A 25,252-nucleotide genomic window follows, 5' to 3' on the forward strand; every position below is an offset into this window, starting at 1 on the left:
CATGATGAATAAATTTAAAAATTTTGTGAGCAACTACCAGCAATCTAGTAACTATAAAGAGCCTTTAGGTTTTGGCATTGCCAGAGTGGATATTGCCCCTATTTCCAAAAAGATTTTATGCGCCACTTACCCCGTTTTGAACTGGAAAGAGGAAAATCTAGGCTCTTATGCGGTGTTTTGTAACTCATTTTCTAAAGACAAAATCCTAAAAGAGAGCGCGAGCGAGCGCGTCGTTGAGATTGATGAAAGTTTTGTGTTAAAAGCGCTAGAGTTTTACACGCCCTTTTTGAATGAAGCCTACTCTAATAAAATGGCTCATAAGAATATCCAAGTGGTTTTAGAGCTTTTAAAGGCTTTAGAAGAAAATCGTTTGAAAAATAATAAGGGGGAGTCTTTTTATCGCTTGGTGATCTTGTATGAAGATAAGCCTTGCGAGAGCGTGGAGAGCGCGTATATGAAACTTTTAGCGCTTTCTTTAGGGAAAGCCCCTTTGAGGAGTTTGAATTTAGAGGGCATTTTTAACCAACTTTCTAATGCGGCTTGGAGCGGCAACAAGCCTTATGAATTAGAATGGCTTAGAACGAACGAAGTGGCTTTAAAAATGCGAGGCAATTTCCCTAGCATTGATTTTATAGATAAATTCCCGCGCTATTTGATGCAATTAATCCCTGAATTTGATAATATCCGCTTACTGGATAGCTCAAAAACGCGCTTTGGGGCGTATTTAGGGACCGGAGGTTATACCCAAATGCCCGGGGCGAGTTATGTGAATTTTAACGCAGGGGCTATGGGAGTGTGCATGAATGAGGGGCGTATTTCTTCATCAGTGGTGGTTGGAGCAGGCACTGATATTGGTGGGGGAGCGAGCGTTTTAGGCGTTTTAAGCGGAGGGAATAATAATCCTATTAGCATTGGGAAAAATTGTTTGCTAGGGGCTAATAGCGTTACCGGCATTAGTTTAGGCGATGGCTGTATTGTGGATGCAGGCGTTGCGATTTTAGCTGGGAGCGTGATAGAAATTGAAGAAAATGAGTTTAAAAAGCTTTTAGAAGTGAATAGCGTTTTAGAAAAGCATGCGAACAACCTTTACAAAGGCAAGGAGCTTTCGGGTAAAAATGGCGTGCATTTTCGTTCCAATAGCCAAAATGGCAAGCTGATCGCTTTTAGGAGCGTGAAAAAAATTGAGTTGAATCAAAACCTGCATTAAGGATTAAAAGAATGCTCAAAAAAAGTTTGTTATGGCTTGTTTTTTTAATCTTACAGCTTAGCGGCGCTGAAGAAAACAATCAAGCCCCAAAAAACACGCCCCCTGAATTAAACCCTGCTAACGCAAAGGGTGCGCCAAACCCTAACACCCAAATCACCCCTAAAAACGATAACTCCAATCTGTTAGACAAATTAGGATCGCCTGAAAACGCTCAAACCGAGCTTTCTGCCGGTATTGATTTGGCTAAAAAGGGCGATTATCAAGGGGCTTTTAAGCTTTTTTCCCAATCGTGCGATAACGGTAATGCGGCCGGGTGTTTTGCAGTGGGGGCGATGTATGCTAATGGGGTAGGGATCCAAACCAACAGACTAAAAGCCGCTCGCTATTATGAAATGGGTTGCAGTGGGGGCGATGCGACCGCTTGTGCGAATTTAGCGCAGATGTATGAAAATAAGAAAAACGCTGATTCAAACGATAAAGAAAACGCCTTGCAATTGTATGCGGTGGCTTGTCAAGGGGGGGACATGCTCGCATGCAATAATTTGGGGTGGATGTTTGCTAATGGGAGTGGGGTCCCAAAAGATTATTACAAAGCGATGGGTTATTATAAATTTTCATGCGAAAACGGGAATGATATGGGGTGCTACAATTTGGGCTTGATGTCTAACGTGAATAATATTTATGGTATTGATAAAGCCCAACTCAGTCAAGTGGATTTGAATTATTTGGCTTGTAACGCTGGGGACATGATGGGGTGCGCGAATTTAGGCTGGATTTATGCGAATGGGGATTTAGGGGCTCCGTTGAATAACCACTATGCGGCGAAGTATTTTCAAATGGCATGCGATGGGGGGATTTTGGGGAGCTGTAACAATTTAGGCGTGCTGTATCAAAAGGGCTTAGGCGTGCCTCAAGACGATCAAAGGGCTTTGGATTTGTTCTCGTATGCATGCGATAATGGTTTTGAGTCAAGCTGTCGTAATTACGGGAATTTCAAAGAGCATTTATTGCGCGTGAATCCTAATTACGGGCGCTTGTTCATGCCATACAATTCTTATGAGATACCCTAGCAGGGGTATTTTGAAATCATTCTCGCTCCCATTAACTAAACCCCCCTAAAGATCGCATTTTTAAGAGATTACTACTTGCTTTGCGCAAAGCTCTTTTGTCTTTTTGGGATAAATTCAGCCACAAATTGCGGTTTTTTCACAAATTTAAGCTATCTTTTTTTTTTGATTTAATACTCGGTGCAATGATAATCTCACTCAAAAGGAAAAGCGATGAAAGCGAAAGAAAGCACCATTAACGACTTTTTTGCCTTAACAGGCACGATATTTTCTATCCCTGTATACCAGAGGAACTACACTTGGGAAGAAGAAAATTGTGAAAAATTACTGCAAGATATTATCAATATCTCTCAAAATAAAAAAACGCATTTCATGGGTTCTATCACTTATATTTTGCATCATATTGATGATGAAAAGAGCTTAAGGAAACTGCAAGAATTTGTCATCATTGACGGGCAGCAAAGGATTACCACCATCATGCTTTTGCTTAAAGCCATAGAGACCAAGATACCAAATGAAGAGATAAAAAAAGAGATTGACGGATTACTCAATCTTACAGGACAAAGGCTACGCCTAAAGCCCATTAAAAGCGACAAAGAAGCCTTTGATCTTGTCATGCAAAATCGATCGCATGAACTGCAAGGCGTATCACACATTAGGGACAATTATAAATTTTTCACCAAAGATCTTGACAAGTATCTAGAAAAAGGGTATCGCATTGAAGAGATTTACGGCGCGTTTTTGCGGCTTAAAATCGTAGCTATAGGCTTAGAGCTAGGCGAAGACGATCCGCAAGTGGTGTTTGAAAGCATTAACGCCACGGGCGTGCAATTAAAAGGGCTGGATCTCATCCGCAACTACCTGATGATGGGGGAAAATTCTGACAGACAAAAACACCTTTATGAGACCTATTGGGTGCCTTTAGAAAATTGGCTTGGCGAAAAGGATTTGAATGATTTTATCAAAACCTATTTAAGAATCTATTTTGAAGATAGATTTAAGGAGGGAGAGCGTGAAGTGTATTACGCGCTAAAAGCCCACCACAGAGACAATTTCTCTGATGATATACAAGGTCTTATGAGCGATATGCGTGAATATGGCAGAATCTATCAAATCTTTTTAGACAGAGATCATTATTTTTTAGGGCGTGGGGATCCGCAGCAGTTAGCAAATTTACGCTTGCGCATTAAGGATCTTGTGAAAATCAAATTTGGCGTGGCAAAGCCCTTTATTTTGCGTTGCGCCAGAGATTTTGAAGAAGGCAAATTGGATTATGAAAACTTCCATGAAATTTTGCAAATCCTTACCAGCTACTATGTGCGCCGGAGCGTGTGCGGAGATTCTTCCCCCACGCTTACCAGAGTTCTTTATTCCTTATATAGACAGCTAGGGGAAAATGTTTCAGCCGATGCGTTGAAGCGGTATCTGGGCAAGAGCGTTGGACGAACGGCGTTCCCTAATGACGATCGCATTAAAGCGGCGTTTCTTGTGCGTAACGCTTATGCAACAAATTATGTGTGCAAATTCATCTTGCTTGAGATAGAAAAGCTAAGCAACGCCGAACCGCCAAGAGAAGAAAATCTAGAAGTGGAACATTTCTACCCCAAAACCCCCACCCAAGAATGGTGCGATAGGGTGGGGGATTATTTCACTTTTGAGCAAGACTACCTCCATAATTTTGGGAATCTAACCCTATCAGGGCAAAATCAAAAGCTTGGTAACAAATCCTACGATGAAAAAATTGCGCTTATGGAAGAATACAGCTCCTTGCATTTAAACGACTATTTTATCAATAACACCCATTCTTGGGGGATAGAGGAAGTGAGGGCCAGGAGCGAATATTTAGCGGATCAATTCTGTCAAGTGGGATTGTTTAAAGATTTGCCTAAAGAATACCGCATAAGAGAGCTTCACAAAACCCTTGATGATGACTTAACTAACCATAATCTTCAAAGCGTCAAGCTCCCCAATGATCAAAGGCGCATGGCAAGAAACGCTAAGGAATTGGCTAGCGTTGTCATAGACTACTTGCTAGAAAACGCCAGGGAAGCCTTTGAAAGCTACACAGATGAAGAGCCAAGATATATTTGTTGGGATAAGACAAAAGCGCAATTAAGGGATAGAGATGGCACTCTTGTTGTGCCTTTTGAAAAATACGGATTCTACTTTGTGAGCAATGCGAGTTACCAAACGGTGGGCAGTAATCTTAGGGATCTTATCTTAGGTTGCGAGCTTAATCCCAGAGACTTTATTGTGTAACAAACAAGCCCCCAAAAAATGGGGGGGTTAAAAAAATTTTAAAATCACTTGCCAAAAGCCTGGTGCAAATGCGTGGTTAGGGAGTTAAGATACTGCTCTACTTGGGGGTTTTTCACCACATCGTTGCAAATAAAAGTGGGCAACGCTGAAAGCCCTAAAAATTGGAACGCTTTATGCAAATGCAAATACACAACATCCACACCCACCCCTTCAAAAAATTCACTAGGATCATTAAAGGCTTCAATGGGAGCGTTCCAGGTCAAGCTCAACATGTATTTTTTGCCTTGCATCAAGCCCCCTTTCCCGTAGTTTTTAGTGGGGTTTTGCGAACTTCTGCCATCGCTAGCATAAAGCTTCCCATGCCCTAAAGTGAAGACTTCATCAATGTATTTTTTCACAATCCAAGGCTCTCCCATCCACCAGCCAGGCATTTGCCAAATCGTCGCATCAGCGCTAAAGAATTTCTCCACTTCTTGAGCATGTTCATAGCCTTTATCCACGATCGTTGTATCCACTTCTAGCCCTAAAGATTCTAGAGTCTTTTTTGCATGGTCAGTCAAGGTTTCATTGAGTTTCCCCCCAGAGCTCCCGAATGCTTTGGCCCCATTAATGATGAGTACTTTTTTCATTTTGTTCCTTTTTTAATAAAATTAGGGGGGAATTTTATCCAAATGAAACTTAATGTTAAAGAAATTTCTTTCATCTAAAATAAAAGTTAAAAAATAATCAATTGCCACTACATTATTTTTATTATGTTAAGATAATGAAAATTTCCAGTTAAGGAGTGGTCATGTTCTACGATGAAAAAAAGACCTATCAAAAGATTGAAGAACGCCTTGAGATAGTCAGCTCGTTTAACGCTCACAACGAGCATAAAAACTTGCAAGACGAGTTTAAAGGCGCGGGCATTTCCAGGCGCGATTTATTGAAGTGGGCGGGCATGATGAGCGCGACTCTAGCTTTGCCGGCTAGTTTTGCTCCCTTGACTTTGAAAGCGGTAGAAGTGGCTAACAGGTTGCCCGTGATTTGGTTGCACATGGCAGAATGCACCGGTTGCAGCGAAAGCTTGTTAAGAAGCGCAGACCCCACCATTGATAGCATTATCTTTGATTACATTAACCTAGAATACCATGAGACCATCATGGTAGGGAGCGGTTTTCAAGCTGAAAAAAGCTTGCATGACGCCATAGAAAAGCATAAAAACAATTACATTTTAATGGTAGAAGGCGGTATCCCCCAAGGCACCGAATACTTCCTCACTCAAGGCCCAAACGCTGAAACAGGGGCTGAAGAATGTAGGAAAGCCGCTCAACACGCAGCCGCTATTTTTGCCATAGGCACATGCTCAAGTTTTGGGGGCGTTCAAGCGGCTTACCCTAACCCCTCTAACGCGCAACCCTTACACAAAATCATTGATAAACCCGTGATCAATGTTCCCGGTTGCCCGCCTAGTGAAAAAAATATCGTGGGCAATGTGCTTTATTACTTGATGTTTGGGGCTCTCCCTAAATTGGATGCGTATAACCGCCCCTCTTGGGCTTATGGGAATAGGATTCATGATTTGTGCGAAAGGAGAGGGCATTTTGATGCGGGCGAATTTGTGGAGCATTTTGGCGATGAAAACGCTAAAAGGGGTTTTTGTTTGTATAAAATGGGCTGTAAAGGGCCTTACACTTTCAACAATTGCTCCAAACTCCGCTTCAATTCACACACTTCTTGGCCCATAGGTGCAGGGCATGGGTGCATAGGGTGTTCTGAGCCTAATTTTTGGGATACAATGAGTCCTTTTGAAGAGCCTTTAGCGAATCGTTCCATTAAAACCGCCTTTGACGGATTAGGGGCTGATAAAGTAGCGGATAAAGTAGGCACGACTTTGCTGAGCGCAACCGCTATTGGCATTGTCGCGCATGCGCTCCTTTCTAAAGCGATCAAAAACAAAGAGTAAGGGATTAACATGTCAAAAAAAATCGTAGTCGATCCTATCACTAGGATTGAGGGGCATTTAAGGATTGAAGTGATCGTAGATGATGATAATGTGATCACCGATGCGTTTTCTTCTTCTACGCTTTTTAGGGGGCTAGAGACCATTATTAAAGGCAGAGATCCACGAGATGCAGGCTTCATCGCTCAAAGGATTTGCGGGGTATGCACTTATTCGCATTATAAGGCTGGTATCACTGCAGTAGAAAACGCTCTAGGCATCACCCCCCCATTAAACGCGCAATTGGTGCGATCTTTGATGAACATGGCGCTGCTTTTTCATGATCATGTGGTGCATTTTTATACTTTGCATGGGCTTGATTGGTGCGATATTATGAGCGCTTTAAAAGCCGATCCCATTCAAGCGGCAAAACTCTCTTTCAAATACAGCCCTTATCCCATTAATACCGGTGCGGGCGAATTAAAAGCGGTTCAAAAACGCTTGAATGATTTCGCTAAAGGTGGATCTTTAGGGCCTTTTAGTAATGGCTACTATGGGCATAAAACCTATCGTTTAAGCCCAGAGCAAAATTTAATCGTTTTAAGCCACTACCTCAAGCTTTTAGAAATCCAAAGGGAAGCGGCGAAAATGACCGCTATTTTTGGGGCCAAACAGCCTCACCCACAAAGCTTAACGGTAGGGGGTGTTACGAGTGTTATGGATATATTGGATCCGACAAGATTGGCGGAGTGGAAGAGCAAGTTTGAAGTGGTGGCCAATTTTATCAACCATGCCTACTACCCTGATTTGGTGATGGCAGGCGAAATGTTCGCTAACGAACCATCCGTTATTAAAGGCTGTGGTTTAAGGAATTTTATCGCTTATGAAGAAGTGTTGCTTGGGAGGGATAAATACCTTTTGAGTAGTGGGGTGGTGCTTGATGGGGATATTTCTAAACTGCACCCCATTGATGAGAGTTTGATTAAAGAAGAGGTTACGCATTCTTGGTATCAATATGAAGACACTAAAGAAGTGCAACTCCACCCTTATGACGGGCAAACGAACCCGCATTATACCGGTTTAAAAGACGGCGAGAGCGTGGGGATTGAAAATAAAATAATCCCTGCTAAAGTGCTTGACACTAAAAATAAATATTCTTGGATCAAATCCCCCAGATACGATAGTAAGCCCATGGAAGTAGGCCCTTTAAGTTCCGTAGTGGTAGGTTTAGCGGCGAAAAACCCTTATATTACTGAAGTGGCTACTAAGTTTTTAAAAGACACTAAATTGCCTTTAGAGGCGTTGTTTTCAACGCTTGGGCGCACCGCTGCAAGGTGTATTGAAGCTAAGACTATCGCTGATAATGGTCTTTTGGCGTTTGATGCGTTAGTGGAAAATCTAAAAAGCGATCAAAGCACTTGCGCTCCTTATCACATTGATAAAAATCAAGAATATAAAGGGCGCTACATTGGTCAAGTGCCAAGGGGCATGCTAAGCCATTGGGTGCGTATTAAAAACGGCGTGGTGGAAAATTACCAAGCGGTGGTGCCTTCCACTTGGAATGCGGGGCCTAGAGATTCTCAAAATCAAAGGGGGGCTTATGAAATGAGCTTGATTGGCACTAAAATCGCTGATTTAACCCAACCTTTAGAGATCATTAGGACCATCCATTCTTTTGACCCATGCATCGCATGCTCAGTGCATGTGATGGATTTTAAAGGGCAGTCTTTGAACGAGTTTAAAGTAGAGCCTAATTTCGCTAAATTCTAAAAAAGGGACACGCATGGATAAAATGAATAAGGTCGTTTTACACAAAGAATATTCGGGTTTTGTGCGCTTTTTCCATTGGGTTAGGGCTTTGAGTATTTTTATTTTAATCGCTACGGGGTTTTATATCGCTTACCCTTTTTTGCAGCCTAATTCCAGCTTTTATAAAGGGGTGTATCTTTTACAAGCTTATGTGCGCTCTTTTCATGTCATGTTTGGGTTTTTACTCATTAGTGCATTAATCTTTAGAACCTATCTTTTTTTCACTAAAGAAAGTTTGATGGAACGCAGGAGTTTTGGCCAACTTTTAAGCCCAAAAGCTTGGATCGATCAGATGAAAGCGTATTTTCTTATCAGCGGAAAACCCCACACTAAAGGAGCGTATAACCCTATCCAACTCGTGGCTTATTTCACTTTGGTTGTTTTGATCGTATTGATGAGCTTGAGCGGGATAGTGCTGTATTATAATGTCTATCATGCGGGGCTTGGGGCGTTTTTAGCAAGCGCTTTTAAGTGGTTTGAAGCGCTTTGTGGGGGGTTAGCGAATGTTCGTTTTATCCACCACTTAGCGACTTGGGGGTTTATTTTGTTTGTCCCTGTGCATGTTTATATGGTGTTTTTCCATTCTATCAGGTATGATAGTTCGGGGGCGGATTCTATGATTAATGGCTATGGTTACACCAAAGAATGAGTCAAAAAATTCTAATTTTAGGCATTGGCAATATCCTTTTTGGCGATGAAGGGATTGGGGTGCATCTAGCCCACTACCTTAAAAAGAATTTTTCTTTTTTCCCTAGCGTGGATATTATAGATGGGGGGACTATGGCTCAGCAACTCATTCCTTTGATCACTTCGTATGAAAAGGTTTTGATTTTGGATTGCGTGAGCGCTAAAGGCGTTGAAATAGGATCGGTTTATGCTTTTGATTTTAAGGACGCCCCTAAAGAAATCACATGGGCTGGGAGTGCGCATGAAGTGGAAATGCTGCACACTTTAAGGCTCACGGAGTTTTTAGGGGATTTGCCTAAAACTTTTATCGTGGGGCTTGTGCCTTTTGTGATAGGGAGCGAGACCACTTTCAAGCTTTCAAGCGGAATGTTAAACGCTTTAGAAACAGCCTTAAAAGCCATAGAAACCCGACTCAACGCATGGGGAGTTAAAATGCAACGCACGGGTAATATCGCTTTAGAGTGTATCGCTGAACTCTCTTATAAGGGTTTTTGAATTGGTTTTTGTCTTTCTTTTTAAATGCGTTAATGAAAAAACAAGCCTGAATTTTATACCCCTTTTAGAGCAAATAGCGTTCCATTTGCAAGCGCGTTTTTATAGCGTTTATAAGGATAATACCACTTCTTTCTACCTCCAAGCGAGCGCTGAGATCACTTTAGAGTTCGCGCAAAAATTAAGCGAGATTTTGCCCTTTTCTTTAGATTTTAGCTTTTTGTCTTTAAAGGAAATCACAGAGCCTTTAGATGAAAATCTTTTCCAAACAACAAGCCTTTCAAAGCCCCTTTTTATGAACGCTAAAGAGCATCAAGATTTTTTAGACAAAAATTCATCTTTGTATGCCAATGCGTTAGGTTTTGTCAAAAACACCGCTTTTAAGGGGGATATAATCCATAGCCCTAAAGAGCTTATAGATTGCTTAACCCAATTAAAAGAGGCGCTCAAAACACAGGATTTTATCCCTATTTTCACTTCTAGGGGAGCATTATCCCTTTCTTTAAAAAAGCCCTCTATAAGCGTTATTTTTAGCGATCTTTCTAGCGTTTTGAGTTGCACTAAATTGCCTTTAGAGGACGCTAAATATTTGGCCAGTTTGGAAAAACCCTCCATCAAAGCCCCATTAAAAAGCGTGTTTAAGGACACTTTTAAAAACGATGAAATCATAGCCCAACTACCCTATGACCCCATATTGAATTTATTGTGCCGTATTTTACAAGATGAGGGGATAGAATTTATTTTTACGCATGAAAGCCATTCTTGTGAAGCGTTGTTACATTATGAAGTGCTTTTTAAAACCCCTAATCGTTTGATCACACCCGCTAAAAAATTCGTGCTAGAAAATAATTTTTCTACCTTTCCCTTTAAAGATGAATTAGAGTTTTTAAGCGCAACCCCCAATTCTATCGTTTTGTATTTTAGTTTCAAGCGCCCTACAAGGTTGTTATTGCATGCTAATGGTTCTTTAAAAACGCTCTTAAGCGTTAGTTTTGATTTCAATCAAATATTTAACCTCCTCAAACAAGATGAAAAAGCCTCCAGAATGCTACAAAACTACGCGGCTAAATTCCCTGATTTTTACGCGCGCATTGTAGAGCTTTCTCAATACAATCTAGGGGGTGCGAATGTATTGGATTTTTTTCGCATTTTGGGGTTTGTTTTGGGTTATAGCGAGGATTTTCATTCGCATAGCGTTATTTCTTTGGCTAAAGAATGCTTACGCCCTAAAGGCCCTAGGATTGATTATAAAATCCTTAAAGACGATTCTTTGAAAATGGCTTTAAACTTTTCAAAGATCATGCACAGCGCGATGAGTTTCAGGCTCGCAGGCGTAGAGAATGAAATTTTGAGTTTGGGGATTTTGGATTCTTTAGCGGAGTTTTTAGGGAATTTCATTTGGGATAACGCGCAAAATTTTAGCGTCCAAGAAGTAACGATCGTTGGGGATTTCTTTGGCGAAAAAGTGTTTTTGGATTTGTTTGTGCGGTATTTCCCTAAAACCCTCGCTCTTAAAACGCATGCATTTTTGGATTATGAATAAAGGCTTAAAAGCGGATGTGCATCATCAGCCCGCCGTCCATGTATTGGGTTTTTTTGCTTTTAGTCCTTTCAAAATAAGGCCCAAAAGACAGGGCTTTATTGAAATTCACAATCGGCATGCTCACCCCTTCAGCGATATTGTTTTTAGCGAGTTGTTTGTAAAACTTTTTGTCGCTTTTTTTATGGCTTTTAAGGTTAGGGCTTTTTTCTAAATCCACGCCTTCTAAGCCACTATTTTTAGTGAAATCATAAAGCTTTTTGTCGTTTTTAGTCTCGGTTTCTAACCCATGGTTTTTATGGAGTTTGTAAAACTTTTTACTACTTTTTTTTTCGCTTTTAGTCTCGGTTTCTAAATCCGCTGCGAACGCACTACTATAAGCCATAAGCGATACAAAAAATAAATTTCTAACTATACGCATAAGAATATCTCCTCTTAATATAGTCTTTTTCTATTACACCACCCTAGCATGTTAGAAATAACCATTAGAAAACACAAGCGTGTTTGAGTAAAAACACCAACACCACCACGCTTTCTAAAGCCACTCAATCAATAAAAAACATAAGGGAAGTATCCAGGCGCTCCATACCCATAAGGCCCATAAGGCATAAGACCTGACCCATAAGGCATGAAACCATAGGGCATGTAATAATAAGGCATGTAATAGCCTCCATACATCCCGTTTTGCATGGGCGAATTGAGGTTATCCACTGAATTGTAAAAGCCGTTTAAAGAGCCATAAGCGTTATAATTAGTGAAACGATTGATTAAAGGCGTGGTGCGTGCATCAATAGTGGCGTTTTCTTGCTGGATGGCGTTTTCTTCTCTGGCGACTTCTTGGGCTTTAGTCTCTTTAGGATCTTTAACTATCACTTCTTCTATAGGCACATTCGCCCCACAAGCGCTTAACAAATAGGCTAAAAGACCGGTGTTTAAAAAAAGAACGATTTTAGAGAGATGAGCGGATTGGCTGGGTAAAAAAGTTTTATTGTTTTGATGCATGGGTTTTCCTAAATTTAAAAATAACCAAAGATTAACATGTTTTTGATTTAATGTTGATTAAGCGGTGGTTTTTAGGGTTATTTCATTTTAACTTTGTTTTTCATTAAAACCCAATCTAAAATCTTATTTTTATGATAAAATACCTAACCATAATATCAAATCTTAAACCAAAGAAAAACCATGAAAAAAGCTCTCTTACTCTCTCTCTCTCGTTCTGGCTCCACGCTGAAAGGAATGGATTTTATTTAGGTTTAAATTTTGCAGAAGGAAGCTATATTCAAGGACAAGGTAGCATCGGCGAAAAAGCTTCAGCAGAAAACGCCTTAAATCAAGCGATCAATAACGCAAAAAATTCATTATTCCCCGAACAAAACACAAAAGCCATAAGAGATGCGCAAAACGCCTTAAATGCAGTGAAAGATTCAAACAAAATCGCTAACCGATTCGCAGGAAATGGCGGGTCGGGCGGTATTTTCAATGAACTCAGCTTTGGGTATAAATATTTTTTGGGTAAAAAAAGGATTATAGGGTTTAGGCACTCTCTTTTTTTCGGTTACCAACTTGGTGGCGTTGGTTCTGTTCCTGGCAGCGGTTTAATAGCTTTTTTACCCTATGGTTTCAATACGGATTTGCTCATTAATTGGACTAACGATAAGCGAGCGTCCCAAGAATATGTTGAACGAAGGGTAAAAGGGCTTTCTATATTTTACAAAGATATGACCGGCAGAACGCTAGACGCTAATACATTAAAAAAAGCATCAAGGCATGTATTTAGAAAATCTTCAGGGCTTGTGATTGGCATGGAACTAGGGGGTAGCACTTGGTTTGCGAGTAATAATCTCACCCCTTTCAATCAAGTCAAGAGTCGCACGATTTTTCAGTTGCAAGGAAAATTTGGCGTTCGTTGGAATAATGATGAATACGATATTGATCGCTATGGCGATGAAATCTATCTTGGAGGTTCTAGTGTTGAATTAGGGGTTAAAGTGCCAGCGTTTAAAGTCAATTACTATAGCGATAATTATGGGGATAAATTGGATTATAAAAGAGTGGTGAGCGTCTATCTTAACTATACATATAACTTTAAAAATTAAAGCGTGCTTCTTGCCAACGCCCCATAAACCAAACTTCACAGCTTAGTTTGGAACTCTTCATAGCCTTTTTTTCTCAATTGGCATGCCGGGCATTCATCGCAGCCATAACCATAAGCATGCAAAATTTTTCGCTCTCCTTGATAGCAGGTGTGCGTTTCTTTGATGACTAAATCCAAGACGCCCAAATCTTTAGCCATTTGAAATTCTTGTGCTTTATTCAAAAACATTAAAGGCGTTAGGATTTTAATCGCCGTGTTTGATCCTAAATTTAGGGCATGTTCGATGCTTTTAATAAAATCTTCTTTACAATCCGGATAGCCGCTAAAATCCGCTTGCGAAACTCCTAAAGCGATGTTACTAGCCCCTATTTTTTGCGCGTAAGAATGCAAAAGGGTGATAAAAATAGCGTTACGATTAGGCACAAAAGAGTTGGGTAAATCTTTATTTTGCGCATGCGAATACCCCATTAAATCGTTAGAGTTTTTAAAAAGCGCGGAGCGGGTGATATTCTCTAAAAAATCTAACGAGATGATTTCATAAGGGAGTTGTAAAAGAGAAGCGATTTTTTGAGCGCATTCTAATTCCACAGAGTGTTTTTGCATGTAATCAAACCCCACTAAACAGACTTTTTTAAAACGCTTTTTCGCCCATACGGCTAAAGTGGTGCTATCTTGCCCGCCGCTAAAACTGATCACGCAAATTTCTTGTTCCATCAAAATTCCTTAAAAATTCTAAAAAGATATAATAACACAAAGAAATTTTAAGAGTAAAAAGCGTGTTTGAGTTAGAAAAAGAATTAAAAGAATTGTTTGACATTTATGAAAAATCCCCTTATGAGCTTTACTTGGTAGGGGGGTGCGTGCGCGATTGTTTGATGGGCATTACGCCTAAAGATTACGATTTAACCTCAAACGCTTTAGTCAATGAAAGCAAAGAGCTTCTTTTAAAGCGCCATTTTAGGGTACTAGAAACCGGTATCAAACATGGCACGATCACGGCTCTTAAAAACCATCAAAGCTATGAAATCACAACTTTTAGAATGGAAAAGGGGCATATCAAGCACCGAAAGCCTAAAGAATTGGTTTTTAGCGCTCATTTAACAGACGATTTAAAGCGGCGCGATTTTAGCATGAATGCGATCGCTTATAGCCCTACAAAAGGGATTGTCGATCCTTTTAAAGGGCAGAATGCGATTGAAAATCAAACGATTGAATGCGTGGGGGAAGCGCGATTAAGGTTTTTTGAAGACGCTTTAAGGATTTTAAGAGCGTTGCGATTTAGCGCGACTTTAGGCTTTAAGATAGCGCCAAGCACTAAAGAAGCGGTTTTTTCGTGTAAGGATTTGTTAAAACACCTCTCCAAAGAGCGCTTACAAAGCGAGTTGAATAAGCTTCTTATGGGGAAAAACGCCTATGAAGTGGCTAAAGAATATCAAGAAATTTTGGAGTTGGTTATTCAAGAAAAAATAGAAAATTTAGGGTTTTTAAAAAACGCGCCTTTCAATCTGGAATTAAGATTATTGGGGTTTTTTAAGCATCAAAAAAGTTTAGAAAATTTACGCTACCCTAAAAAAACGATCGTTTTATTTTCCAAAGCTAAAGAATGCCATAAAGCTTTTTTAAATATTCATAACAAAACGGAATTAAAATTTTTATTGAAAAACTACGATTTAGAGCCTTTTAATTTGGCTTTAGATTTTTATGCACTCAAAAACCCCAAACACGCTTTAAAAATTAAAAGCTTGTTAAAAGAAATATTTAACGCTAACGAGCCTTTTAAAAAAGAACATTTAGCCCTTAAGGGCGACGCGCTTCAAAGCTTGGGCTACCAACACCAAAAAATCGGCGAAATTTTAAACGCATGCTTAGATTTAGTCATTGAAAATCCTAAAAATAACGCTTTAGAGTGGCTGATAAAATGGGTTAAAGATCATTATTTACCTAATGATGCTATAGATCTTTCGCCAATAGGCAGAAAAAATTAAAAACAGAGAAAACATGATAACGATGAATGCGATTCAATGGCCTGAAAAATGGATACCAGGAGAGACTGATAATTTTGTGTCCAATGAAGTCATTGTCAAAGGTTTGGATTTTAATAAAGTGGTGCAGCATTTAAGAGACGCGTCTTGTTGGGAAAAGTATTACAAAAATTCAGGGAATGTCCACATGCATAATCAAGACAATACCATTCTTAAAGACAAGACTCGTTTCCGCTTTGAAACTTTTGGCTTTTTAGTGGAGGCACAGGTGGAAGAGTTTGAATTGAAAGACACCATACTGCGTTTGGCTTGGAGAGGTTGGAATGAAGCTAAAGGCGATGAGTATCTTGAAGTCTATCACGCATGGAATGCGATGCTAAATGGCCATCAAGCTTGGTTAGATGGTTTAGTGGCGTATTCACGCTAATAAGTGAGGGTTAAATGAAAATCGGATGGATTGGACTTGGGGCTATGGGGACTCCTATGGTGGCTCGCTTGCATGATGCAAATTTAGAAGTGTCGGTTTATAACCGAACAGAGAGCAAAGCAGCCCCCTTAAAAGAAAAGGGCGTAGCGGTTTATACTAACCCTATAGATTTGGCCGCTAAAGTTGATCTGATTTTTATTATGCTTTCGGATAAAACGGCGATTGATGCTGTTTTAGCGCCAAAATTTTGGGAACAGATGTCTGAAAAAATCGTGGTGAATATGAGCACTATCGCTCCTTTGGAGAGCTTGGCTTTAGAAAAAATCGCTCAAAAGCATCAAGTAACTTACCTTGAAGCACCCGTTTCAGGATCGGTTGGCGCGGCTAAAGCCGGGGCGTTATTGATTTTAGCGGCAGGCGAAAAAGAAGTGGTTGCTCAACTCAAACCTGTTTTGGCGCATTTAGGGAGTCAGATTTTTTATTTGGGTAAGATTGGTCAAGGGGCAGGGGCTAAATTATCCATTAATAGCCTTTTGGCTCAAATGGGGGTTGCTTATTCAGAAGCTTTGCTATTAGCCAAACATTTAGGGGTTGATGCAGAGTCATTTTTGCAAATTATTGGCCAATCTGGCATGAATTCGCCTCTCTTTCAAGCTAAAAAAGGCATGTGGCTACAAGATAGCTATCCGGCCGCTTTTAGTTTGAAGCTCATGCTCAAGGATGTTCGTTTAGCCAACAATGAAGCAGGAGAGGCGATTGAATTGCCATTCTTATCTAAAGCAGAAGAGCTTTATTCTCAAGCGGAAAAATCCGGTTTGGGCGAATTGGATATGGCAGCCGTTTATCATTATTTAGAAAAAGGAGAACATTAAAATGGACAGAGAACAAGTGATTGCTTTACAACACCAACGATTTGCTGCAAAAAAGTACGATCCTAATCGTCGTATTTCCCAAAAGGATTGGGAAGCTTTGGTTGAAGTGGGGAGATTAGCCCCTTCTTCAATCGGGCTTGAACCATGGAAAATGCTTTTATTAAAAAATGAACGCATGAAAGAAGATTTAAAACCGATGGCCTGGGGGCACTTTCTAGCTTGGAGGGAGCGAGCCATTTTGTCATCTATCTTGCGCGAAAGGGCGTTACTTATGACAGCGATTACGTTAAAAAAGTGATGCATGAGGTTAAAAAAAGGGATTATGACACCAATTCCAGGTTCGCTCAAATCATCAAAAATTTCCAAGAGAACGATTTTAAACTCAATAGCGAACGATCTTTGTTTGATTGGGCTAGCAAGCAGACTTATATCCAAATGGCGAACATGATGATGGCAGCGGCCATGTTAGGGATTGATTCTTGCCCGATTGAAGGGTATGATCAAGAAAAAGTGGAGGCTTATTTAGAGGAAAAGGGCTATCTGAACACGGCGGAATTTGGCGTGTCGGTAATGGCTAGTTTTGGTTATCGCAATCAAGAAATCACCCCTAAAACCCGTTGGAAGACAGAAGTTATTTATGAAGTGATTGAATAAAAACGCTTTTAGCTTTTTGATAACCAACCATAAAGAGCTTGGCGTTAGCCAAGCGCTAATCTCTTAAATGATGCCCATTCATGTTTGATAAAAACAGAACTACCACAACACAATTAAGTATTCTTTAGGTATAATCAAAAACTATTTTTAAATAAAGGGTTTTTATGCTTCGTTTTGCGCCTTCGCCTACAGGGGATATGCACATAGGGAATTTAAGGGTAGCCATTTTTAACTACATTGTGGCCAAACAGCAACATAAACCCTTTCTCATTCGCATTGAAGACACGGACAAAGAGCGTAACATTGAAGGCAAAGACCGAGAAATTTTAGAAATTTTAAAGCTTATGGGGATAAGCTGGGACAAGCTCGTGTATCAAAGCCATAACATAGATTACCACAGAAAAATGGCAGAAAAATTACTGAAAGAACATAAAGCGTTTTATTGTTATGCGAGTGCGGAGTTTTTAGAAAGAGAAAAAGAAAAAGCCAAAAATGAAAAACGCCCTTTTAGGTATTTAGACGAGTGGGCCACTTTAGAAAAAGACAAAAACCATGCCCCTGTGGTGCGTTTGAAAGCCCCAAATCATGCGGTGTCTTTCAACGATGCGATTAAAAAAGAAGTGAAATTTGAGCCTTATGAATTGGATTCTTTTGTGCTTTTGAGAAAGGATAAAAGCCCGACTTATAATTTCGCTTGCGCATGCGATGATTTACTCTATGAAATTAGTCTCATTATTAGAGGTGAAGATCATGTGAGCAACACCCCTAAACAAATCTTAATCCAAGAAGCTTTAGGCTCAAACGATCCGATTGTTTATGCGCATTTGCCCATTATTTTAGATGAAGTAAGCGGTAAAAAGATGAGCAAAAGAGACGAAGCGTCCAGCGTGAAATGGCTTTTAAATCAAGGGTTTTTACCGGTTGCGATCGTGAATTACCTCATCACTATCGGTAATAAAGTGCCTAAGGAAGTTTTTAGCCTTGATGAAGCGATAGAATGGTTTAGTTTAGAAAACCTTTCTAATTCCCCGGCTCATTTTAATTTAAAATATTTAAAACACTTAAACCACGAGCATTTAAAGCTTTTAGACGATGAAAAGTTATTAGAACTCACTTTAATAAAAGATAAAAACCTCCTAGGGCTTTTAAGATTGTTTATAGAAGAATGCGGCACGCTTTTAGAATTGAAAGAAAAAATTTCGTTGTTTTTAGAGCCAAAGGATATTGTTAAAACTTATGAAAACGAAGATTTTAAAGAGCGTTGTTTAGTGCTTTTTAACGCCCTAAAAAGCATGGATTTTCAAGCGTATAAGGATTTTGAAAGTTTTAAAAAAGAAGCCATGCGATTGAGCCAGCTTAAGGGTAAGGATTTTTTCAAACCTTTGCGCATTCTTTTAACCGGGAACTCGCATGGCGTTGAATTGCCTTTGATTTTCCCCTATATCCAAAGCCATTCTCAAGAAGTTTTAAGGCTCAAAGCATGATCTTTTCCACTCTCCTTAACGCAGTAGCGGTGATTTTAAGCGCGCTCATTACGATTTATATGTGGGTGGTGATCATTTATTCGCTTATCAGTTTCGTGCAGCCTAACCCCAATAACCCCATCATGCAAATCCTCGCTCGCTTGTGTGAGCCAGTGTTTTATTTTTTGCGCTCTAGATTCAAGCTTGTGTTTAACGGGTTGGATTTCGCTCCTTTAGTGGTGGTTATTGTTTTGAAATTCTTGGATCTCACGCTCATTCAGTGGCTTTTCATGCTCGCTAAAAACCTTTAAAGAAAATAACCGCATGCGTTTTTTTACCTTGTTTTTTATCGGTATGCTTGGTGTTAGTTTTTCTCAAACCGAGTTGAGTTTAAAAGATTTAGAAAAAAAGCCCGCCGGGATCGTTAGGGATTATTATTTATGGCGTTATATTAGCGATAAAAAAACCACTTTAGAAAACGCTAAAAAAGCCTATGAATTGACCCAAAATAAAAACAGCGCCCTACAAAAGGCCATGCAAGAAAAAGGCGTGGAAAATTCAGAAAAAAGCCCTGATGCCAAAATGCCTGAAGATATTTATTGCAAGCAAATTACCCTAGAAAGCATGTTAGAAACAACAGACGCTTTCCAAGCGAGTTGTATCGCTATCGCTTTAAAATCAAAAATCAGAGATTTTGATAAAATCCCCCTTCAAACCTTTAAACCTTTACAAGAAAAAATCAAAGAGGCTTACCCCGTTCTTTATGAAGAATTAGAAATCTTGCAAAGTAAGAATGTGAGCGCTTCTTTGTTTAAGGCTAACGCGCAAGTGTTTAGCGCGCTCTTTAACCATTTGAGTTATGAAAAAAAGCTCCAAATTTTTGAAGAGCATATCCCGATTAAAGAGTTAAACCGCCTTTTAGATGAAAATTACCCAGCGTTTAACCGCTTGATCTATCAAGTCATCTTAGATCCTAAATTGGATCATTTTAAAGACGCTCTGGCTAAAAGTAACGCCACCCAAAACAACATACAAACCTTTTTTATCCTAGGGATTAACGAAATCTTGCGCAAAAAACCCTCTAAAGCGCTCAAGTATTTTGAACGCTCAGAAGCGGTTGTCAAGGACGATGATTTTTCAAAAGACAGAGCGATTTTTTGGCAGTATTTAGTTTCTAAAAAGAAAAAAACTTTGGAGCGCCTTTCACAAAGCCCAGCTTTAAACCTCTATAGTCTTTATGCGAGCCGAAAATTAAAAACCACGCCCAGTTATCGCATCATTTCTCACATCCAAAATTTAAGCCAAGAAGACCCTCCTTTTAACACTTACGATCCTTTTTCGTGGCAAATTTTTAAGGAAAAAACCTTGAGTTTGAAAGATGAGGGCGCGTTTAATGCGATGCTAAAAAGCCTATATTATGAAAAAAGCGCCCCTGAATTAACCTATCTTTTAAGCCAACGCAATAAAGACAAGATTTATTATTATTTATCCCCTTATGAGGGCATTATTGAATGGCAAAATACAGATGAAAAGGCTATGGCGTATGCGATCGCTAGGCAAGAAAGTTTCTTGCTCCCGGCAGTCATTTCGCGCTCCTTTGCTCTAGGGCTTATGCAAATCATGCCCTTTAATGTAGGGCCTTTCGCTAAAAGCCTTGGCATGGATAACATTGATCTAAACGACATGTTTAACCCCAATATCGCCCTCAAACTTGGCAATTATTACTTGAACCATTTGAAAAAAGAATTCAACCACCCCCTTTTTGTCGCCTACGCTTATAACGCTGGGCCTGGGTTTTTAAGGAGATGGCTAGAAAGCTCCAAACGATTTAAAGAAAAAAATCATTTTGAGCCATGGCTTAGCATGGAGCTTATGCCTTATAGCGAGACTCGCATGTATGGCTTTAGGGTCATGCTCAATTACTTGATTTATCAAGAAATTTTTGGGAATCTCATCCCCATTGATGCATTTTTAGAACAAACTCTTAACTCAAAGGACAAACCATGATTAAAAAATGCCTTTTTCCTGCCGCGGGCTATGGCACGCGCTTTTTGCCGATCACTAAAACCATTCCTAAAGAAATGCTACCCATTGTGGATAAGCCTTTAATCCAATACGCTGTAGAGGAAGCGATGGAAGCGGGCTGTGAAGTGATGGCGATCGTTACAGGAAGGAATAAACGAAGCTTAGAAGATTATTTTGACACGAGCTATGAAATAGAGCATCAAATCCAAGGCACCAACAAAGAAAACGCCCTAAAAAGCATTCGTAACGTTATAGAAAAATGCTGTTTTTCCTATGTGCGCCAAAAGCAAATGAAAGGCTTAGGGCATGCGATTTTAACCGGAGAAGCCCTGATAGGCAATGAGCCTTTTGCGGTGATTTTAGCAGACGACTTATGCATAAGCCATGATCACCCAAGCGTGTTAAAGCAAATGACTTCATTGTATCAAAAATACCAATGCTCCATTGTAGCTATTGAAGAAGTGGCGCTAGAAGAAGTTTCAAAATACGGCGTGATCAGGGGCGAATGGTTAGAAGAGGGGGTGTATGAGATTAAAGACATGGTGGAAAAACCAAGCCAAGAAGACGCCCCAAGCAACCTAGCCGTGATAGGGCGCTACATTCTAACCCCGGATATTTTTGAAATTTTAAGCGAGACGAAACCGGGTAAAAACAATGAAATCCAAATCACAGACGCTTTACGCACTCAAGCCAAAAGAAAGCGCATCATCGCTTACCAATTCAAAGGCAAACGATACGATTGCGGGAGCGTGGAAGGCTATATTGAAGCGAGTAACGCTTATTATAAAAAACGCTTATAAATCTTATCAACATGGGCAATTTGACTTATTACGCTTACATGTATTTGATCCTCTTTGTATGCTTGCTGCCTGTGTTATTGGTGGGGCTTGTTTGGAGGCTTACTCGCCCACCCTTAAAGCAAAATATTCCTAATAAAAGCCTTTCTTTAGAAGATTTGAGCGAACAAATCAAAAACCTTAAAAGCGCACCAGCTTTAGAAAAACTTAAAAGCAACTTCAATGAGCGTTTTAAAATTTGCCCCAAAGATAAAGAAACTCTGTGGTTAGAAACGATCCAAAAATTAGTCGCTTCAGAATTTTTTGAATTAGAAGACGCTATTAATTTTGGGCAAGAATTAGAAAACGCTAACCCTAATTACCAACAAAAAATCGCTAACGCTACCGGCTTAGCCCTTAAGAATAAAAAAGAAAAAGGATAGAATTGGACTTTTTAGAGATTGTAGGACAAGTCCCTTTAAAAGGAGAGGTAGAAATTTCAGGGGCGAAAAATTCCGCGCTCCCCATTTTAGCCGCCACGCTTTTAAGCCAACAAGAAGTTAAAATCAAATCCTTGCCCCAAGTGGTGGATATAAAGGCGATGGCGTTATTGTTGCAAAATTTAGGTGCAGAATTAGAATGGCTTGATCCTAACACGCTTCAAATCAGCGCTAAATCCCTGCACCACACCGAAGCCACTTACGATTTGGTGCGTAAAATGCGCGCTTCTATTTTGGTTTTAGGCCCTTTATTAGCGCGTTTTAAAGAATGTTTGGTGAGTTTGCCCGGTGGGTGCGCTATAGGAGCAAGGCCTGTGGATTTGCACTTAAAAGCGATGCAACAATTAGGGGCTGAAATCAAAATTGAGCAAGGCTATATCCATGCAAAAGCCCCTAAAGGCTTGAAAGGGAATGATATTTTATTTGATAAAATCAGCGTTACAGGCACAGAAAACGCCCTCATGGCAGCCAGTCTTGCTAAAGGGATCACGCGCATCATTAATGCGGCTAAAGAGCCAGAAATCACTCAATTGTGCGCGTTTTTACAGAGTGGGGGGGTAGAAATTGAGGGCGTTGGCAGCAGCGAGTTAAAGATTAGGGGGGTAGAAAGCGACGCTTTAAATTTAAAAGACATTCAAATCATACCGGATAGGATTGAAGCAGGCACTTATTTGTGCGTGGGGGCTATCACTAACAGCCAGCTTAAAATCAATCGTATCATCCCTAACCACCTCCAAGCGATCACCGACAAGCTCATAGAAATTGGTTTTTCGCTAGACATTCAAGAAAATTCTATAGAAATTCATCCGGCCAAAAAACGCCAAGCCTTTGAAATCACCACGAAAGAATACCCAGGCTTTCCCACAGACATGCAAGCGCAATTCATGGCACTAGCCACGCAGTGTTTGGGGACGAGTGTGATTGAAGAAACGCTTTTTGAAAACCGCTTCATGCATGCAAGCGAATTGCAACGCTTGGGGGCTAGTATTAGCCTAAAAACGAATGTGGCTACCATTAGCGGATCCACAGAGCTTACCGGGAGCGATGTGATGGCGACCGATTTAAGGGCCTCTTCGGCTCTCGTTTTAGCCGCTTTAGTGGCTAAGGGCGTGAGTAGGGTGCATAGGATTTACCACTTGGATAGGGGTTATGAGAGATTAGAGGATAAAATCAACGCCTTAGGGGCAAAAGTGTTGCGCTTAAAAGAAAAATAATCCAATATTTGGTTACAATAGCTAGAATATTTTTCAATTATTACACAAGGAGCTTTTATGCGTATTGAGCATGATTTCATTGGGCAAATGGAAATTAGCGATGAAGTTTATTACGGGATCCAAACTTTAAGGGCGAGTGAAAATTTTTTCATCACCAACGACAAGCTTTGCAGTTATCCTGTTTTTATTAAATCTTTTGCTCAAGTCAAAAAAGCGGCCGCTTTAGCGAACGTGCAATTAGGTTTGATTGATGAAAAGCTTAAAATTGCGATTTGCCATGCGTGCGATTTGCTCATTGATGGCAAATACCATGATCAATTCATTGTGGATATGATTCAAGGGGGGGCTGGCACAAGCACGAACATGAACATGAATGAAGTGATTGCTAATTTGGCTTTAGAATACATGGGGCATCAAAAGGGTGAGTATCAATTTTGCCACCCAAACGACCATGTCAACCGCTCTCAATCCACTAATGACGCCTATCCTAGCGCGTTAAAAATCGCGATTTATGAGCGCTTGAGCAATCTAGTCGCCCCCATGAAAGCCTTAAGGGACGCTTTCGCTCAAAAGGCTAAGGAATTCGCTCATGTGATTAAAATGGGGCGCACCCAGCTTCAAGACGCTGTGCCTATGACTTTAGGCCAAGAGTTTGAAACTTATGCGTTGATGGTTGATAGGGATATTGAGCAGGTTTTAGACGCTAGGAATTGGGTAAGAGAGCTTAATTTAGGCGGTACGGCTATTGGCACAGGGATCAATTCGCACCCGGATTATCGCAGTTTGATTGAAAAGAAAATTCAAGAAGTAACGGGCCGCCCTTTTGTCATGGCTAATAACTTGATAGAAGCCACTCAAAGCACGGGGGCGTATGTGCAAGTGAGTGGGGTGTTAAAGCGTATTGCGGTAAAACTTTCTAAGGTTTGTAACGATCTCAGGCTGCTCAGCTCAGGCCCTAGAGCTGGGCTGAATGAAATCAATTTGCCTAAAATGCAACCGGGCAGCTCTATCATGCCCGGTAAAGTCAATCCGGTGATCCCTGAAGTGGTCAATCAAGTGTGCTTTGCGGTAATTGGGAACGATTTGAGCGTGGCGTTAGCCGCAGAAGGTGGGCAATTGCAACTCAATGTGTTTGAGCCGGTTATCGCTTACAAGCTTTTCCATTCCTTTGTGATTTTAGGGCACGCGATTGAAACTTTAACGACTAAATGCGTGGAAGGCATCACGGCTAATGAAAAGATTTGCCACGATTATGTCTTTAACAGCATTGGCATTGTTACCGCGCTAAACCCACATATCGGCTATGAAAAATCCGCTATGATCGCTAAAGAAGCTTTAAAAAGCGATCGCTCTATCTATGACATCGCTTTAGAAAAGAAAATCCTAACTAAAGAGCAATTGGACGATATTTTCAAGCCAGAAAACATGCTAAGCCCTCACGCTTTCAAAAAGCATAAAGACTGAACGCTTTGCAACATTCACGCCTTCAAACTTTACGCTCCCTTTATATGGAGCGTCTTTTGGGCGAAACTTACACCAATACCAGCCTTACCACGCCCCAAAATAAGCCCCTTAACAAACAAGTTCATGAGGGTATAGAAAATTGCAATTTGTGCAAACGCTACCAACATTCAAAACCGGTGATTGGGCTTTTTAACCCCACTTCCAAGCTCGCTTTCATCACGCTCACCCCCATGCTGGATAGCCAATTACATTTCTTAAACAATTTAAAAGCGGCCATGTTAGAGAGCATTATCCAAAAAGTTTTTAACTACCCCTTAAAAGATTGCAGTATTTTATCGCTCCTTAAATGCGACTCTAACAGCCTCAATTTAGAAGAAGAAATCAACGCATGCCTATTTCATTTAACATGGCAATTAGACAACAGCGCTTCAAAAGTCATTGTGATATTTGGCGAGATTTTGCCCAAACGCCTTTTAAACCTTTCTAAAGAAGAGTCCTTTGGGCGCATCGTGTCTTTAAAAACAAAACATTTTTTAAGCACCCATGCTTTAGAGGACATGCTCAAAAACCCCACGCTCAAAAAAGAAGCGTTAGCGCATTTTAAAATAGTGCTCCAATTTCTTAATCAGTCTTAAAATACGCCTTATTTTTTAACCCATCTCCTTATGGTGCGCAACAAAGGCAAGGATTTTTGATAAGCTTTGCGATAGATTTTAAAAGTGGTGTTTTGAGAGAGTTCCAACAAAGGCGAAGCGTTTTGTAAAAGGCGATCATAATTAACCCTCAAATCATCATAAT

Annotated in this window: 24 protein-coding genes and 2 pseudogenes; 21 read left to right on the plus strand and 5 right to left on the minus strand. The window is 40.3% G+C overall.

Going from position 1 to position 25,252, the window contains the following annotated elements; translation table 11 throughout:
- Position 1 precedes the first annotated feature (1 nt).
- The 3 genes from IC572_RS03650 to IC572_RS03660 all read left to right on the plus strand — a co-directional run bounded on the left by IC572_RS03650 (position 2) and on the right by IC572_RS03660 (position 4,533).
- Positions 2-1,207 (plus strand): 2,3,4,5-tetrahydropyridine-2,6-carboxylate N-succinyltransferase, encoded by a 1,206-nt coding sequence (locus tag IC572_RS03650; protein ID WP_187855110.1) that lies wholly within the window; start codon positions 2-4, stop codon positions 1,205-1,207.
- An 11-nt stretch (positions 1,208-1,218) separates the two neighbouring features.
- A complete protein-coding gene (locus tag IC572_RS03655) occupies positions 1,219-2,277 on the plus strand; it encodes a tetratricopeptide repeat protein (protein ID WP_000914916.1) in 1,059 nt (352 codons plus the stop codon).
- Between the two features lie 210 nt (positions 2,278-2,487).
- Positions 2,488-4,533, plus strand: coding sequence for a DUF262 domain-containing protein (locus IC572_RS03660; RefSeq protein WP_187855111.1), 2,046 nt, complete (start codon positions 2,488-2,490; stop codon positions 4,531-4,533).
- Positions 4,534-4,577: 44 nt separating this feature from the next.
- Here the strand turns inward: IC572_RS03660 and mdaB are convergent, their stop codons facing one another.
- Positions 4,578-5,162: an NADPH:quinone oxidoreductase MdaB gene (mdaB, locus tag IC572_RS03665; RefSeq protein ID WP_156583858.1), complete on the minus strand. Its 585-nt coding sequence runs from the start codon at positions 5,160-5,162 to the stop codon at positions 4,578-4,580.
- A 161-nt stretch (positions 5,163-5,323) separates the two neighbouring features.
- Between mdaB and IC572_RS03670 the strand changes: the two genes are divergently transcribed.
- From IC572_RS03670 to hydE, 5 genes are read left to right on the plus strand one after another with little or no spacing between them, the layout of a single operon-like run.
- Positions 5,324-6,478 (plus strand): hydrogenase 1 small subunit, encoded by a 1,155-nt coding sequence (locus IC572_RS03670; RefSeq protein ID WP_033765381.1) that lies wholly within the window; start codon positions 5,324-5,326, stop codon positions 6,476-6,478.
- A 9-nt stretch (positions 6,479-6,487) separates the two neighbouring features.
- Positions 6,488-8,224, plus strand: a complete 1,737-nt coding sequence (locus tag IC572_RS03675) for a nickel-dependent hydrogenase large subunit (RefSeq protein WP_187855112.1) — start codon at positions 6,488-6,490, stop codon at positions 8,222-8,224.
- A gap of 13 nt (positions 8,225-8,237) precedes the next feature.
- Entirely contained in the window at positions 8,238-8,912 is a 675-nt protein-coding gene (gene cybH / locus IC572_RS03680; RefSeq protein ID WP_187855113.1) for a Ni/Fe-hydrogenase, b-type cytochrome subunit, read from the plus strand.
- Positions 8,909-9,445 carry a hydrogenase biosynthesis protein HydD gene (gene hydD, locus IC572_RS03685; RefSeq protein ID WP_187855114.1) on the plus strand — a complete coding sequence of 179 codons (537 nt, stop codon included), beginning with the start codon at positions 8,909-8,911 and terminating at the stop codon, positions 9,443-9,445. Before cybH ends, hydD begins: the two co-directional genes overlap by 4 nt.
- Position 9,446: 1 nt before the next feature.
- A complete protein-coding gene (hydE, locus tag IC572_RS03690; protein ID WP_187855115.1) occupies positions 9,447-10,985 on the plus strand; it encodes a hydrogenase biosynthesis protein HydE in 1,539 nt (512 codons plus the stop codon).
- A 4-nt stretch (positions 10,986-10,989) separates the two neighbouring features.
- Here the strand turns inward: hydE and IC572_RS03695 are convergent, their stop codons facing one another.
- Together IC572_RS03695 and IC572_RS03700 are read right to left on the minus strand one after the other, a co-directional pair.
- A complete protein-coding gene (locus IC572_RS03695) occupies positions 10,990-11,403 on the minus strand; it encodes a hypothetical protein (RefSeq protein ID WP_187855116.1) in 414 nt (137 codons plus the stop codon).
- Positions 11,404-11,531: 128 nt separating this feature from the next.
- The gene (locus IC572_RS03700; RefSeq protein ID WP_187855117.1) at positions 11,532-11,984 is read right to left on the minus strand and encodes a hypothetical protein; all 453 of its coding nucleotides are present in this window, start codon (positions 11,982-11,984) and stop codon (positions 11,532-11,534) included.
- A 131-nt stretch (positions 11,985-12,115) separates the two neighbouring features.
- Between IC572_RS03700 and oipA the strand changes: the two genes are divergently transcribed.
- A complete protein-coding gene (gene oipA, locus IC572_RS03705) occupies positions 12,116-13,078 on the plus strand; it encodes an outer inflammatory protein OipA (RefSeq protein WP_232263325.1) in 963 nt (320 codons plus the stop codon).
- A 35-nt stretch (positions 13,079-13,113) separates the two neighbouring features.
- On the opposite strand, the gene queC is transcribed toward oipA, so the two are convergent.
- Positions 13,114-13,791: a 7-cyano-7-deazaguanine synthase QueC gene (gene queC / locus IC572_RS03710; protein ID WP_187855118.1), complete on the minus strand. Its 678-nt coding sequence runs from the start codon at positions 13,789-13,791 to the stop codon at positions 13,114-13,116.
- Between the two features lie 62 nt (positions 13,792-13,853).
- Between queC and IC572_RS03715 the strand changes: the two genes are divergently transcribed.
- From IC572_RS03715 to IC572_RS03770, 12 genes and pseudogenes are all read left to right on the plus strand, one after another.
- Positions 13,854-15,062 (plus strand): CCA tRNA nucleotidyltransferase, encoded by a 1,209-nt coding sequence (locus tag IC572_RS03715; protein WP_187855119.1) that lies wholly within the window; start codon positions 13,854-13,856, stop codon positions 15,060-15,062.
- A 13-nt stretch (positions 15,063-15,075) separates the two neighbouring features.
- A complete protein-coding gene (locus tag IC572_RS03720) occupies positions 15,076-15,486 on the plus strand; it encodes an SRPBCC family protein (protein ID WP_187855120.1) in 411 nt (136 codons plus the stop codon).
- 14 nt (positions 15,487-15,500) lie between these two features.
- Entirely contained in the window at positions 15,501-16,358 is an 858-nt protein-coding gene (locus IC572_RS03725; RefSeq protein WP_187855121.1) for an NAD(P)-dependent oxidoreductase, read from the plus strand.
- Position 16,359: 1 nt separating this feature from the next.
- Positions 16,360-17,012, plus strand: a pseudogene (frxA, locus tag IC572_RS03730) (NAD(P)H-dependent flavin oxidoreductase FrxA).
- 164 nt (positions 17,013-17,176) lie between these two features.
- The gene (gene gltX, locus IC572_RS03735; protein WP_187855122.1) at positions 17,177-18,496 is read left to right on the plus strand and encodes a glutamate--tRNA ligase; all 1,320 of its coding nucleotides are present in this window, start codon (positions 17,177-17,179) and stop codon (positions 18,494-18,496) included.
- Complete coding sequence (locus IC572_RS03740; protein ID WP_128058002.1) at positions 18,493-18,786, plus strand: YggT family protein; 294 nt, start codon at positions 18,493-18,495, stop codon at positions 18,784-18,786. The genes gltX and IC572_RS03740 overlap by 4 nt, the downstream gene beginning before the upstream one ends.
- A gap of 13 nt (positions 18,787-18,799) precedes the next feature.
- Complete coding sequence (locus IC572_RS03745) at positions 18,800-20,482, plus strand: lytic transglycosylase domain-containing protein (RefSeq protein ID WP_187855123.1); 1,683 nt, start codon at positions 18,800-18,802, stop codon at positions 20,480-20,482.
- Positions 20,479-21,300 (plus strand): UTP--glucose-1-phosphate uridylyltransferase GalU, encoded by an 822-nt coding sequence (gene galU, locus IC572_RS03750; RefSeq protein WP_078261924.1) that lies wholly within the window; start codon positions 20,479-20,481, stop codon positions 21,298-21,300. The genes IC572_RS03745 and galU overlap by 4 nt, the downstream gene beginning before the upstream one ends.
- A gap of 11 nt (positions 21,301-21,311) precedes the next feature.
- On the plus strand, positions 21,312-21,719 hold the full coding sequence (locus IC572_RS03755) for a hypothetical protein (protein WP_187855124.1): 408 nt from the start codon (positions 21,312-21,314) through the stop codon (positions 21,717-21,719).
- Between the two features lie 2 nt (positions 21,720-21,721).
- Complete coding sequence (gene murA, locus IC572_RS03760; protein ID WP_187855125.1) at positions 21,722-22,990, plus strand: UDP-N-acetylglucosamine 1-carboxyvinyltransferase; 1,269 nt, start codon at positions 21,722-21,724, stop codon at positions 22,988-22,990.
- A 57-nt stretch (positions 22,991-23,047) separates the two neighbouring features.
- Positions 23,048-24,454, plus strand: coding sequence for an aspartate ammonia-lyase (gene aspA / locus IC572_RS03765; protein ID WP_187855126.1), 1,407 nt, complete (start codon positions 23,048-23,050; stop codon positions 24,452-24,454).
- A 44-nt stretch (positions 24,455-24,498) separates the two neighbouring features.
- Positions 24,499-25,089, plus strand: a complete 591-nt coding sequence (locus IC572_RS03770) for a uracil-DNA glycosylase family protein (RefSeq protein ID WP_187855130.1) — start codon at positions 24,499-24,501, stop codon at positions 25,087-25,089.
- Between the two features lie 8 nt (positions 25,090-25,097).
- On the opposite strand, the pseudogene IC572_RS03775 reads toward IC572_RS03770, so the two are convergent.
- Positions 25,098-25,252, minus strand: a pseudogene (locus IC572_RS03775) (glycosyltransferase family 10 domain-containing protein); the annotation flags it as partial.

It is taken from the genome of Helicobacter pylori (genome assembly GCF_014496485.1).
Classification (GTDB): Bacteria; Campylobacterota; Campylobacteria; order Campylobacterales; family Helicobacteraceae; genus Helicobacter; species Helicobacter pylori_DD.

Coding starts and splice junctions, on each gene's coding strand:
- IC572_RS03650 (WP_187855110.1), top strand. CDS start 2: ATGATGAATAAATTTAAAAATTTTGTGAGCAACTACCAGCAATCTAGT.
- IC572_RS03655 (WP_000914916.1), top strand. CDS start 1,219: ATGCTCAAAAAAAGTTTGTTATGGCTTGTTTTTTTAATCTTACAGCTT.
- IC572_RS03660 (WP_187855111.1), top strand. CDS start 2,488: ATGAAAGCGAAAGAAAGCACCATTAACGACTTTTTTGCCTTAACAGGC.
- mdaB (WP_156583858.1), bottom strand. CDS start 5,162: ATGAAAAAAGTACTCATCATTAATGGGGCCAAAGCATTCGGGAGCTCT.
- IC572_RS03670 (WP_033765381.1), top strand. CDS start 5,324: ATGTTCTACGATGAAAAAAAGACCTATCAAAAGATTGAAGAACGCCTT.
- IC572_RS03675 (WP_187855112.1), top strand. CDS start 6,488: ATGTCAAAAAAAATCGTAGTCGATCCTATCACTAGGATTGAGGGGCAT.
- cybH (WP_187855113.1), top strand. CDS start 8,238: ATGGATAAAATGAATAAGGTCGTTTTACACAAAGAATATTCGGGTTTT.
- hydD (WP_187855114.1), top strand. CDS start 8,909: ATGAGTCAAAAAATTCTAATTTTAGGCATTGGCAATATCCTTTTTGGC.
- IC572_RS03695 (WP_187855116.1), bottom strand. CDS start 11,403: ATGCGTATAGTTAGAAATTTATTTTTTGTATCGCTTATGGCTTATAGT.
- IC572_RS03700 (WP_187855117.1), bottom strand. CDS start 11,984: ATGCATCAAAACAATAAAACTTTTTTACCCAGCCAATCCGCTCATCTC.
- oipA (WP_232263325.1), top strand. CDS start 12,116: ATGATAAAATACCTAACCATAATATCAAATCTTAAACCAAAGAAAAAC.
- queC (WP_187855118.1), bottom strand. CDS start 13,791: ATGGAACAAGAAATTTGCGTGATCAGTTTTAGCGGCGGGCAAGATAGC.
- IC572_RS03720 (WP_187855120.1), top strand. CDS start 15,076: ATGATAACGATGAATGCGATTCAATGGCCTGAAAAATGGATACCAGGA.
- IC572_RS03725 (WP_187855121.1), top strand. CDS start 15,501: ATGAAAATCGGATGGATTGGACTTGGGGCTATGGGGACTCCTATGGTG.
- gltX (WP_187855122.1), top strand. CDS start 17,177: ATGCTTCGTTTTGCGCCTTCGCCTACAGGGGATATGCACATAGGGAAT.
- IC572_RS03740 (WP_128058002.1), top strand. CDS start 18,493: ATGATCTTTTCCACTCTCCTTAACGCAGTAGCGGTGATTTTAAGCGCG.
- IC572_RS03745 (WP_187855123.1), top strand. CDS start 18,800: ATGCGTTTTTTTACCTTGTTTTTTATCGGTATGCTTGGTGTTAGTTTT.
- galU (WP_078261924.1), top strand. CDS start 20,479: ATGATTAAAAAATGCCTTTTTCCTGCCGCGGGCTATGGCACGCGCTTT.
- IC572_RS03755 (WP_187855124.1), top strand. CDS start 21,312: ATGGGCAATTTGACTTATTACGCTTACATGTATTTGATCCTCTTTGTA.
- aspA (WP_187855126.1), top strand. CDS start 23,048: ATGCGTATTGAGCATGATTTCATTGGGCAAATGGAAATTAGCGATGAA.
- IC572_RS03770 (WP_187855130.1), top strand. CDS start 24,499: ATGGAGCGTCTTTTGGGCGAAACTTACACCAATACCAGCCTTACCACG.